We start from the raw sequence: 11,799 nt of genomic DNA, 5'->3' as shown, positions 1-11,799 counted from the left end.
TGACGCGGACTGATGGAATAGTCCGTCCAAGCAGTGAGGCTGATGAGTAGGCAAATCCGCTCATCGTAAGGCTGGGCTGTGATGGGGAGCGAAAATTACAGTAGCGAAGGTCATGCACTCCGGCTGCCGAGAAAAGTCTCTAGCCAGGTGAAGGTGCCCGTACCGCAAACCGACACAGGTAGGCGAGCAGAGCATGCTAAGGCGCGCGGAAGAACTCTCGTTAAGGAACTCGGCAAAATGACCCCGTAACTTCGGGAGAAGGGGTACCTCGGTAGGGTGAATAGCCCGAGGGGGTCGCAGTGAAAAGGCCCAAGCGACTGTTTAGCAAAAACACAGGTCTGTGCGAAGCCGTAAGGCGAAGTATACGGGCTGACGCCTGCCCGGTGCTGGAAGGTTAAGGGGAGCGGTTAGGAGCAATCCGAAGCTGTGAACCGAAGCCCCAGTAAACGGCGGCCGTAACTATAACGGTCCTAAGGTAGCGAAATTCCTTGTCAGGTAAATTCTGACCCGCACGAATGGCGTAACGACTTGGGCGCTGTCTCAACGAGAGATCCGGTGAAATTTTAATACCTGTGAAGATGCAGGTTACCCGCGACAAGACGGAAAGACCCCATGGAGCTTTACTGTAACTTGATATTGAACTTTGGTACGATCTGTACAGGATAGGTGGGAGCCGTAGAAGCATGAGCGCCAGCTTGTGTGGAGGCGACGTTGGGATACCACCCTGATCGTATCGGAGTTCTAACCTAGGACCATGAAACTGGTTCGGGGACCGTGTCAGGTGGACAGTTTGACTGGGGCGGTCGCCTCCTAAAATGTAACGGAGGCGCCCAAAGGTTCCCTCAGAATGGTTGGAAATCATTCGGAGAGTGCAAAGGCATAAGGGAGCTTGACTGCGAGACCTACAAGTCGAGCAGGGACGAAAGTCGGGCTTAGTGATCCGGTGGTACCGAATGGAAGGGCCATCGCTCAACGGATAAAAGCTACCCTGGGGATAACAGGCTTATCTCCCCCAAGAGTCCACATCGACGGGGAGGTTTGGCACCTCGATGTCGGCTCATCGCATCCTGGGGCTGAAGTAGGTCCCAAGGGTTGGGCTGTTCGCCCATTAAAGCGGTACGCGAGCTGGGTTCAGAACGTCGTGAGACAGTTCGGTCCCTATCTGTCGCGGGCGCAGGAAATTTGAGAGGAGCTGTCCTTAGTACGAGAGGACCGGGATGGACGTACCGCTGGTGTACCAGTTGTTCCGCCAGGAGCACCGCTGGGTAGCCAAGTACGGACGGGATAAGCGCTGAAAGCATCTAAGCGCGAAGCCCCCCTCAAGATGAGATTTCCCAATTAGTAAGACCCCTTGAAGACGACGAGGTTGATAGGTTCGGGGTGGAAGCGCAGCAATGCGTGCAGCTGACGAATACTAATCGGTCGAGGGCTTATCCTAAACAACACGCTAAAGTTTCATGATTTGTCTTTCGCATCCAGTTTTCAGGGTAGCAATACCCGTTCTATCCGTTTGGTGGCGATGGCGGAGGGGAACCACGCGTTCCCATCCCGAACACGACCGTTAAGCCCTCCAGCGCCGATGGTACTTGGACCGCAGGGTCCTGGGAGAGTAGGACGTCGCCAAGCACGAGAAGCCTGCCGCAGTTTGCGGCAGGTTTTTTGTTTCGTTTTTAATGAAATAAACGTTATTACGTCAAAAGCCCTTTGAACGAAAGGGCTTTTGACGTTTTTATACTTTGACCCTGTGTTACAGTTGTTTTGGCAACGTCCACAGCTCTGCAGCCGGTGCTTGTAAACGCTATAGCTTGTAAATGCATAGATAATACTAATTAGGCTTCTAGGCTTTACACACGATGCAGGTTGCTTTTAGGCATGCATAGCACTAATTGTTTTACGTGGCAGGTTAACTAACGGTATGGGATTGCTCTTAAGATATGGTTGGGTATTAGCGGAGTCAGACAGCCAGAGATTAGTTTGCACATCAGTACGGAGTAGTAGACTGCTCTGTAGAAATATTTTGTTGGCTTTATAGAAGGGATTAGTACCATGTTTATAAAGCCATTTTAAGTACACTATTTATGATGTTTTTCATCTTAAATTACAATATTATTATGAATAACAAGATTAAAATAAGGGTTAACGAGGCTCGTAAATATATATAATTAGTTTATAAAATGTGCTGAAATTTGATTGTTTTGTTAGAGGTGATGATCCTATTCTTATAATAGCTATTGTGGATTGTTGATCTTATAAAGTGTCGAGCTAGTGGTCAGGAAAAGAACAGATATTAAACTTTTAATGAAATATATATGTGTGATTTTGTAAAATAATATTGTAGTGTTAGTATGTGAGATTATCTCAATAGAAACGGTTAATTAAGCTGTTTTACAGTTACAATGACAATAATATTGACATGCTCAGCGCACTATAATATTGCTAAAATAGCGGGAGGTTATGTAGATGGAAAAGTCCATTAAGACGTTATTTGATCAAGTTGCTAAGGACTATGATTATCAGCGGCATCAGCTAATTCCATGCTTTGATGAGTTTTATGGAACAGCTGTGGATTGGGTGAAGACGACTAAGCAGAAACCGCGTATTTTGGATCTTGGGGCTGGGACAGGGCTGTTCGCCGCGTTTGTTCAGCAAAAATACCCGCAGGCGGAGTTTACTCTGATTGATTTGAGCGAAGAGATGATGAGGGCGGCTCGTTTGAGGTTTGAACATAGCAAGCAAGTCGAATATATTGCGGCAGATTATACAAAATATATGTTCAAGCAAAAATATGATATTGTCATTTCGTCCTTATCTATTCATCACCTGAGCCATGAATCTAAGCAGGAGCTTTTTCACACGGTGCATGAGCTTCTAGAGGACGATGGCAGCTTTATTAATGCTGACCAAGCTGCCGGAAGCTTATCTTGCTTTGATCTTGCCTATAAGGACAAATGGGAGCGGCACATTGGCAAAGGGGAATTGGCTGAGCAGGCGATAGAGTCTGCAATTGAGCGGAGAAAGCTCGATCAGAATGCGACGGTTCAAGACCAGCTGCAGTGGCTCCACAATAGTGGTTTTGCAGCGGCTGATTGTGTCTATAAGCATCATGAGTTTGCTGTTTTTGCAGCTTTTAAGCAGATACTTAAATATTCATAAATTTGTTTCAAGTGCTGGAAGACACGATGCTGAACTAAGAGTCTATTGCCAAAGTGGAAATCGAAATGATGCCTGCTAGCGCTGATTATAAAAGGGCAACAGCAGCCGAACTTGTAACCCTTTTTATTACAGATATTTCGCTTCCTCAAAATACGAAGTTCTCACATGTAAGCGTGACGCTTCTGTTTAGTGAGAAAATTCAGACAAAAAGCTTATTGCAAAACGGAAATTGCCCGCCTTGTGACAGCCTTGACAGCCCATGACCCCTCTGCTAATATTGCAATAATATACGTGAAGACGGCTCAATTTAAGGGAGGAACATATTCGTGTGGGAATCAAAATTTGCCAAGGAAGGCCTAACATTTGATGATGTGCTGCTCGTTCCAAGGAAATCAGAAGTACTGCCAAGAGAATCGGATATTTCGACAAAACTTTCTGCTAGCATCAAGCTGAATATTCCATTGATCAGCGCAGGGATGGACACGGTTACGGAAGCAGCTCTTGCTATTGCCATAGCGCGTGAGGGCGGAATCGGCATTATTCACAAGAATATGTCCATTGCACAACAGGCGGAAGAAGTAGATCGTGTAAAACGTTCGGAAAGCGGCGTTATTACGAATCCATTCTCGCTTACACCAGATCACCATGTGTATGATGCGGAAGAATTAATGGGTAAATATCGCATTTCGGGCGTGCCAATCGTAGATGCTGACAAGAAGCTTGTTGGTATTTTGACGAATCGTGACCTTCGTTTTGTACATGATTATTCCATTAAAATCCATGAAGTTATGACACGTGAGAATGTAGTAACGGCTCCAGTCGGCACGACGCTTACTGAGGCGGAAGTATTGCTGCAAAAACACAAAATTGAGAAATTGCCATTGGTGGATGACTCGAACACGCTCAAAGGCCTGATTACAATCAAGGACATTGAGAAGGCGATTCAATTCCCTAATGCTGCAAAAGATACACATGGCCGCTTGCTTTGCGGAGCAGCTGTTGGTATTTCTAAAGATACAATGGATCGTACCGAAGCACTCGTACAAGCAGGTATCGATATTCTCGTTGTAGACTCTGCACACGGGCATCATATCAATATCCTTGAGGCAGTTCGCAAAATCCGCAAGCAGTACCCAGAATTGACGATTATCGCAGGTAATGTAGCTACAGGCGAAGCTACACGCGATTTGATTGAAGCAGGCGCATCTGTCGTTAAAGTCGGCATCGGTCCAGGCTCGATCTGTACAACGCGTGTAATCGCAGGTATTGGCGTACCACAGATCACTGCGATTTATGACTGTGCTTCCGTTGCCCGTGAATATAATGTACCGGTTATCGCTGATGGCGGTATCAAATATTCCGGCGATATTACGAAAGCTATTGCAGCAGGCGCAAGTGCCATTATGATCGGCAGCTTGTTTGCAGGTACTTCTGAAAGCCCTGGCGAAACAGAGATTTTCCAAGGCAGAAGCTTTAAAGTTTATCGCGGCATGGGTTCCCTTGGCGCTATGAAAGAAGGCAGCAAGGACCGTTACTTCCAAGAAAACGAGAGCAAGCTAGTTCCAGAAGGCATTGAAGGCCGCGTGCCATTCAAAGGTCCTTTATCGGATACGGTTCATCAGCTGCTTGGCGGCTTGCGTTCCGGCATGGGCTATTGCGGAACATCAAACCTGGAGCAACTGAAGAACGATACACATTTCATCCGGATTTCTGGTGCAGGACTTCGCGAAAGCCATCCACATGATGTGCAAATTACGAAGGAAGCGCCTAACTACTCGCTTTAATATCCCGGCCAACGGGCCAGAGACAGACCACAAGAAAGCGGAACTTCGCTTTTGCCGGGTCTGTCTTTTTTTTCAATAGAGGGCATTGAATTAGATCCATTATTTTACATGGTAATTATTGCTCCGGGGCAGTTTTAAGGGGTTTAAACAGCTCAAATGGGCTACCTGCAAGGGCTTAGCTGTTGAAAGAGGGCTGAGCGCAGTAGAGGTTTAATTCCCCTGCTTGCATGTGATACAATTAACAACGACAAACTTTCGGATGAAAAGGGGAGAAGACGTTGAAGGCAAAGGTAAAGCCGATTAGACTGACATCGGTTATCGCCGCTTTTATGGCGATGTGGTTGGTTATTCTGTCATTAGGGTCTGGTGCAGCAGCGGCTGCAGGTAAGGAAGATTGGGTCGAAAACTCTTTAGGCATGGAATTATCATCAGCCATTCTAATAGATGCAGATTCGGGACAAGTCATCTATGAAGTCAATGCGGATACGCCGCGTCCTCCTGCCAGCATGACGAAGCTCATGACGGAGTATATCGTACTTGAGGAAATTACGAATAAAAGATTAACTTGGGATCAGGTCGTTACCGTTAGCGAAGAAGCAGCGAATACTCCTGCGGATGGCTCGCAAATTTATTTGGCGCAAGGCGATCAGCATACGGTAAAGGACTTATATATTGCTATGGCAGTAGGTTCGGCGAATGATGCAACGATTGCTCTTGCTTCGCAAATAAGCGGTGGTGAGCAGAGCTTTGTTGCCAAGATGAACGAAACGGCGAAAGAGCTGGGCCTGACGACAGCTCATTTTACAAGTGCGACAGGATTGCTTGATACAACGCTTATTTCAGCTCGCGATATGTCGAAGCTGGCACAAACGATTTTGAAAAAACATCCGGACTTTCTTGATTATTCGAAAATTCAGGAATACAAATTCCGTGAGCGCGATACAGCGACCATGAAGAACTATAACTGGATGCTGGAAACGAACAAAAGCAACACATATTTACGTGCGTATGCTTATGAGGGCGTTGATGGCATGAAAACCGGCTATATTTCGGCAGCTGGTTATACGTTTACGGGTACAGTTAAACGAGGCGATACGCGTTATATCAGCGTCGTAATGAATACAAAGTCAAAAGAAGCCCGTTTCTTTGAAACAGCGAAGATGTACGACTATGCGTTCAACAATTTTGAGAAGAAATCAGTGCTTCCTGCAAAATCTGTAGTAGAAACGCTGGAATCGGTTAAAATTAAGAAGGGTGTCGAAAAGACGGTTCCTGCCGTTACGGAGTCCGACATCACTTTCACGGTGAAAAAAGGCGCAGAGCCTAAGATTGAGCTGAAGGAAAGCAATCTTTTGAAAGAGGAAGAGCTTGTTGCTCCCATTACAGCGGGTCAGAAGCTCGGAACAGTCACTTACGAGTATACGGATGCTGAAGGCAATAAAGTGGATAGAACGGTTAATTTGATCGCATCGGAGGATGTGGAAAAGGGCGGCTGGCTGCGTCTGATGTTCCGCGCTATTGGTCAATTTTTCGTTGGACTGTTCAACGATATTGTGAATCTGTTTTAATCACATAAATACAGGGAAAACAATAGTTGTCGATTAAGGAGCGTTCCTGTAAAATTAGTGCCTAGAGCAAGTATCGATATTATAATGGGAGCTAAGCGCTAACCCTTCAGGATGAAGGGCGCGGCGTAAAACCTTGAGGAGGATTTTTCGAAAATGGAAACAGGAACTTCGCGTGTAAAACGTGGTATGGCTGAAATGCAAAAAGGCGGCGTCATCATGGACGTTATGAACGCCGAGCAAGCAAAAGTAGCAGAAGCGGCAGGTGCAACAGCAGTTATGGCGCTGGAGCGCGTTCCTTCCGATATCCGTGCAGCAGGCGGCGTTGCCCGTATGGCTGACCCAACCATCGTAGAAGAAGTTATGAAAGTTGTTTCGATCCCTGTTATGGCGAAAGCGCGTATCGGCCACTATGTAGAGGCGAAAGTGCTTGAATCGATGGGCGTTGACTATATTGACGAGAGTGAAGTTCTGACTCCGGCAGACGAAGTGTTCCACATTAGCAAAAACGAATTTACAATTCCTTTCGTATGTGGCGCTAAAGATCTTGGCGAAGCGCTTCGCCGTATTCAAGAAGGGGCAGCAATGCTTCGCACGAAAGGTGAGCCGGGAACAGGAAACATTGTTGAGGCTGTTCGCCACCTTCGTTTGATCAATGGCCAAATCCGTAAAATTCAAGGTTTGTCGAAGGACGAGCTGTATAATGAAGCGAAGGTTCTGGGCGTTGCTTATGACCTGCTTCTAGGCGTACACGAGAGCGGCAAGCTGCCAGTCGTTAACTTTGCAGCAGGCGGCGTAGCAACACCTTCTGACGCGGCACTGATGATGCATCTGGGCGCTGACGGCGTGTTCGTAGGTTCGGGTATTTTCAAATCCGACAGCCCGGAGAAATTTGCTCGTGCTATCGTAGAAGCTACAACTCATTACCAAGACTACAAATTGATCGCAGAAGTATCCAAAAACTTGGGAGCGCCAATGAAGGGCATCGAAATTTCCAAGCTGGACGCTTCGCAGCGTATGCAAGATCGCGGAATTTAAGCAACAAGCTTGGGTAAGGTGAAACGGCCGAAAGCCGTCCTTTGGCGGCGCGGCGCGTTTCAGTCCGAGAAATATAAGCCCATTTATAAGGGGAAACTTATAAATTCTTATATTTTAAGAAAGGCGTGTAGGCGATGAAAATTGGTGTACTCGCGCTTCAAGGCGCAGTTGCAGAGCATATACGCAGTTTGGAGGCGGCGGGCGCGGAAGCGGTCGCCGTTAAACAGACCTCGCAGCTCGATGAGCTGCAAGGTCTTGTTATTCCAGGCGGCGAAAGCACGACAATAGGCAAGCTGATCCGCAAATACGGCTTTCTAGAAGCGATTCAAGCGTTCTCCGAGCAATCCAAGCCGATTTTTGGCACTTGTGCGGGAATGATTCTGCTCGCTGAACGTATTGAGGGACAAGAGGATGCGCATTTGAAGCTCATGGATATGACGGTGGAGCGCAATGCTTTCGGAAGACAGCGGGAGAGCTTCGAAACGGATCTCGACATTAAAGGCATTGATGAGCAGGTTCGTGCGGTATTCATTCGTGCTCCTTTGATCAAGGAAGTTGGATCGCAGGTTGATGTGCTATCGGAATACAAAGGGGAAATTGTGGCGGCTCGGCAAGGACACTTGCTTGCAGCATCCTTTCATCCCGAGTTAACCGATGATTACCGTTTGCATGCCTATTTTGTCGATATGATTAAACAATTGGCAGTGAGCCGGTAGCTGAGAGGAGTTCATCCAAGCGTGATAGATATAAAATGGCTGCGTAATGATTACGCAAAAGTAGAGCAAGGGCTGACCAATCGTGGTAAATCGCTTGATTTAATCGCTGATTTCCCTGTTTTAGATACAAAACGTCGGGAACTGCTTAAGGAAACGGATCAGCTGAAAAATCACCGCAACACCGTATCTCAGGAAGTGGCGAAGCTGAAAAAAACAGGTGGCGACGCCGATGCGCTGATTATCGAAATGCGTGAAGTAGGCGACCGGATTAAGCAGCTGGACGAAGAAGTTCGCGCGGTTGAGGTGCAAGTGGACGAGCTCATGCTTTCGGTTCCGAATTTGCCGCATGAAAGTGTACCAGTAGGAGCTACTGAGGATGATAATGTAGAGCTTCGTCGGATCGGCGAGCAGCCTTCATTTGATTTCGAACCGAGAGCGCATTGGGATCTTGCACAAGAGCTTGGCATTCTCGATTTCGAGCGTGCTGCTAAAGTAACGGGCTCCCGCTTTACGTTTTATCGCGGCTTAGGTGCGCGTCTTGAGCGTGCGCTGATTAACTTTATGATGGATCTACATAGTGATAAGCACGGTTATGAGGAAGTGCTGCCGCCTTATTTGGTCAACCGCGACAGCTTGATTGGAACAGGACAGCTTCCGAAGTTCGAAGAGGATTTATTCAAAATTTCCGACTCGGATTATTTCTTGATTCCAACGGCCGAGGTTCCGGTTACGAATCTTCATCGTGAAGAGATTTTGTCGCTTGAAGAGCTGCCGAAGCATTTTGTAGCTTACAGCTCTTGCTTCCGCTCGGAAGCGGGTGCAGCAGGCCGAGATACACGCGGCTTGATTCGTCAGCATCAATTCAACAAAGTCGAGCTGATCAAGCTTGCGAAGCCGGAAGAGTCCTACGATGAGCTGGAGAAGATGACGGCTAATGCCGAGAAGGTACTTGAGCTGCTTGGCTTGTCCTATCGCGTGCTCGCTCTGTGCACAGGCGATATGGGCTTCACCGCTGCGAAAACCTATGACCTGGAAGTATGGCTGCCAAGTGCAGGCACTTACCGGGAAATCTCCTCATGCTCGAACGTAGAGGACTTCCAGGCGCGCCGTGCGGGCATCCGCTTCCGCAGGGATGCAAAGAGCAAGCCGGAATTCGTTCATACGCTTAACGGTTCAGGTCTTGCGGTAGGACGTACCGTTGCCGCTATTCTTGAAAATTACCAACAGGCAGACGGCTCCATTGTCATTCCTGAAGTATTGCGTGCTTATATGGGCGGAATCAGCGTAATTGGACCTAAAGCTTAAAGTTTTTACATTTTTATTATCCACAGGTTAAAAAAAGGTTGATATTCATTTTTAACCTGTGGTATAATGATTTTTGTGATGATTTTATATGTGGAGAGGTACCGAAGCGGTCATAACGGGGCGGTCTTGAAAACCGTTAGGGTGCAAGCCCACGTGGGTTCGAATCCCACCCTCTCCGCCAACTTATTGAATGATAACGTCCAACCTAACGGTTTGGGCGTTTTTTTGTTGTCTGGGGATTGGGGATAACGTCTGAGCAGGAGTTATCACCATTATCCACGATAGTCCTGTGGACAGAATGTATATAATGTGGATAACTCGCATGAATTGTGTATAAATCTGTGGATAATCTTGTGTTTATGCTGGATTTTGCCTGAATAATTGGCGGGCTCGCGCCGCATCTTATAGGATGTGGAGGTGTTGATAAAGATGGCGAAAAAAGATGAGCTGACCTACAGCCAGCCAGAATTGGTGGAAGCATGGAACCGCACACTGCCGGAGATGATGAACAAGCCGGATAAATGCCAGGTAGCAGCCGATGAGGCGGACCCAAAATCGCTGCGGATTACAATTCAGTCTGCGGGGCATCAGGCGCATGAGATCGATTTTAAGGTGACCTATGTGGATAGCCGTGAAATTAAAGTGGAGCTCGTCGATGTGGAAAAGGATCATCAAGCTGTGGATGAACGCACAGACATGCTTCAACAGCTCATTCATGATTATAAGCGTCATATCCATGAATGCGCTCAAGCGCTTGCGCAGCTTACACACGCCTAAAAGGAGGATGATGATATGAGCAAGCCAGACAGCGTGCCTGTGCCGGAGGCGCAGCGTCAATCTCAGGACAAAAGAAGCCGCAATGATGACTCTGCACAACAGCAGCCTTTATCTGGATCGAAAAAAACAAAGCAGAAAAATCATACTTCTCACCTAAATCCGGAAGGATCATAAATTCAAGATATTCATACAAAAGTCCCGTTTCTTCTCGGAGAAGCGGGATTTTTTGGATATTGCTTCTATATGCTGTCGTTTTGTTATAAAATAGGGGGGATGTCAAGCAGAGATACAAATAGGGAGGATCAACTAGAATGAAAAACAGACTACATAAAGTGGCTATGCTATTTATCGCTGCTGCTTTAATTATTGTCGCAGGATGCAGCGCGAGCGCGTCTCCTAAGGAGTCTTTGGAGAAAGCTACTCAAAAAATGGCGGAAGTCACATCATATGATTCTACGATGTCTTTTGGGATAGATGAGCTTACAGTGCCAGACGAATTGCTTCAGGAAGACGGAGCTGGGGCGCAATATGTCATTGGCCTGCTTAAAGGCGCTAAAGTAAATGTTAAAGCGGTATATCAAAAAGAGCCGCTGCGCACAGATATGGAAATGGATATTACGGCAGCGGGCATTTCTATTAAAATTCCGATGATTATGACCGACAAAAAGATGTTTGTAAAAATTCCGGCGCTTCCAATGCTGATGCTGCCAGAGCAATACACGGATAAATTCGTGGAGATTGATCTGGAGGAGCTGGCAAAGCAAGCAGAAACAGGAGCCATGCTGGATACTGCGGCCCAACAGAAGCTTGGTCAAGAAGTGAGCGGCATTATTTTAAAACATTTTGATGAAAAAACGTATTTCTCCTCGCTGAAAAAAGAAGATGCAGCGCTCCCTGAAGGGGTAGAGGCTGATCAAGTTGTTCGCTTTCAAATTAATGAAGGCAACTATCAGCAGGCAGTAGAAACAATCGTTAATCAAGTGCTTCCAGAACTCATCGACACATTGACGAAAAACGAAGATTTCATGAAAATGATTGAAAGCACGAATGAGGATGTAACGAAGCTGAAGGCAGATTTTGAAGCCAACAAGCAAGAAACGTTGGATCAACTGAAAACAAACCTGAAAGTCAATGATTTCTCCATTGTAGGTGCCATTAAAGATGGCTACTTATCGCAGCAGACTGCTAAAATCAATCTGGATTTTACGGATGAAAGCGGCGGTATCGTGAAAGTTGGAGGCTCGTTAACAGCTGAATACCACAATATTAATAAAGCGCCTAAATTCCTGTATGAAATTCCGACGGACGCGGTTAAGATGGATGAGCTGATGTCTGGCATGGGATTGGGCATGTAATTTTACAGCTTAAAATGATACAAAAGGAGCCGCCCATTCTAAGTGAATGAGCGGTTTTTTTTATAACGCTGTAGCAGAGGGCTGAATGATTCTATTGCTTTAAAAA

General features: G+C 46.6%; 10 protein-coding genes, 1 tRNA gene and 2 rRNA genes (1 of these 13 cut by a window edge). All 13 read left to right on the top strand.

The genetic code is table 11. The annotated features are described in order from the left end of the window. A 23S ribosomal RNA gene (locus tag BBD42_RS08400) occupies window positions 1-1,438 on the top strand; it begins 1,495 nt to the left of the window's first position. A 71-nt stretch (window positions 1,439-1,509) separates the two neighbouring features. After that, window positions 1,510-1,626: ribosomal RNA gene (rrf, locus tag BBD42_RS08395) — 5S ribosomal RNA — on the top strand. A gap of 834 nt (window positions 1,627-2,460) precedes the next feature. Further along, window positions 2,461-3,153: a class I SAM-dependent methyltransferase gene (locus tag BBD42_RS08390; RefSeq protein WP_099517791.1), complete on the top strand. Its 693-nt coding sequence runs from the start codon at window positions 2,461-2,463 to the stop codon at window positions 3,151-3,153. A 53-nt stretch (window positions 3,154-3,206) separates the two neighbouring features. Beyond that, entirely contained in the window at window positions 3,207-3,416 is a 210-nt protein-coding gene (locus tag BBD42_RS08385) for a hypothetical protein (RefSeq protein ID WP_099517790.1), read from the top strand. A gap of 63 nt (window positions 3,417-3,479) precedes the next feature. Next, window positions 3,480-4,937 (top strand): IMP dehydrogenase, encoded by a 1,458-nt coding sequence (gene guaB / locus BBD42_RS08380; protein ID WP_099517789.1) that lies wholly within the window; start codon window positions 3,480-3,482, stop codon window positions 4,935-4,937. A 278-nt stretch (window positions 4,938-5,215) separates the two neighbouring features. After that, entirely contained in the window at window positions 5,216-6,505 is a 1,290-nt protein-coding gene (locus tag BBD42_RS08375; RefSeq protein WP_237163419.1) for a D-alanyl-D-alanine carboxypeptidase family protein, read from the top strand. A gap of 153 nt (window positions 6,506-6,658) precedes the next feature. Then, window positions 6,659-7,540: a pyridoxal 5'-phosphate synthase lyase subunit PdxS gene (gene pdxS, locus BBD42_RS08370; RefSeq protein ID WP_046234144.1), complete on the top strand. Its 882-nt coding sequence runs from the start codon at window positions 6,659-6,661 to the stop codon at window positions 7,538-7,540. A gap of 134 nt (window positions 7,541-7,674) precedes the next feature. Then, the gene (gene pdxT / locus BBD42_RS08365; protein WP_046234145.1) at window positions 7,675-8,256 is read left to right on the top strand and encodes a pyridoxal 5'-phosphate synthase glutaminase subunit PdxT; all 582 of its coding nucleotides are present in this window, start codon (window positions 7,675-7,677) and stop codon (window positions 8,254-8,256) included. Window positions 8,257-8,277: 21 nt separating this feature from the next. Beyond that, complete coding sequence (serS, locus tag BBD42_RS08360; protein WP_099517788.1) at window positions 8,278-9,561, top strand: serine--tRNA ligase; 1,284 nt, start codon at window positions 8,278-8,280, stop codon at window positions 9,559-9,561. A 92-nt stretch (window positions 9,562-9,653) separates the two neighbouring features. Beyond that, a tRNA-Ser gene (locus BBD42_RS08355) sits at window positions 9,654-9,742 on the top strand. Window positions 9,743-9,990: 248 nt separating this feature from the next. Further along, window positions 9,991-10,338 (top strand): hypothetical protein, encoded by a 348-nt coding sequence (locus BBD42_RS08350; RefSeq protein WP_099517787.1) that lies wholly within the window; start codon window positions 9,991-9,993, stop codon window positions 10,336-10,338. A gap of 15 nt (window positions 10,339-10,353) precedes the next feature. Then, window positions 10,354-10,512 carry a small acid-soluble spore protein P gene (locus tag BBD42_RS08345; RefSeq protein WP_056035203.1) on the top strand — a complete coding sequence of 53 codons (159 nt, stop codon included), beginning with the start codon at window positions 10,354-10,356 and terminating at the stop codon, window positions 10,510-10,512. 137 nt (window positions 10,513-10,649) lie between these two features. Then, a complete protein-coding gene (locus tag BBD42_RS08340) occupies window positions 10,650-11,693 on the top strand; it encodes a hypothetical protein (protein WP_099517786.1) in 1,044 nt (347 codons plus the stop codon). Window positions 11,694-11,799: the final 106 nt, after the last annotated feature.

The organism is Paenibacillus sp. BIHB 4019 (genome assembly GCF_002741035.1).
Classification (GTDB): Bacteria; Bacillota; Bacilli; order Paenibacillales; family Paenibacillaceae; genus Pristimantibacillus.
Note: the sequence above shows the minus strand (reverse complement) of the source record. Positions and strands in the feature narration are given on the sequence as shown.

Coding starts and splice junctions, on each gene's coding strand:
- BBD42_RS08340 (WP_099517786.1), top strand. CDS start 10,650: ATGAAAAACAGACTACATAAAGTGGCTATGCTATTTATCGCTGCTGCT.
- pdxT (WP_046234145.1), top strand. CDS start 7,675: ATGAAAATTGGTGTACTCGCGCTTCAAGGCGCAGTTGCAGAGCATATA.
- BBD42_RS08390 (WP_099517791.1), top strand. CDS start 2,461: ATGGAAAAGTCCATTAAGACGTTATTTGATCAAGTTGCTAAGGACTAT.
- BBD42_RS08350 (WP_099517787.1), top strand. CDS start 9,991: ATGGCGAAAAAAGATGAGCTGACCTACAGCCAGCCAGAATTGGTGGAA.
- BBD42_RS08345 (WP_056035203.1), top strand. CDS start 10,354: ATGAGCAAGCCAGACAGCGTGCCTGTGCCGGAGGCGCAGCGTCAATCT.
- pdxS (WP_046234144.1), top strand. CDS start 6,659: ATGGAAACAGGAACTTCGCGTGTAAAACGTGGTATGGCTGAAATGCAA.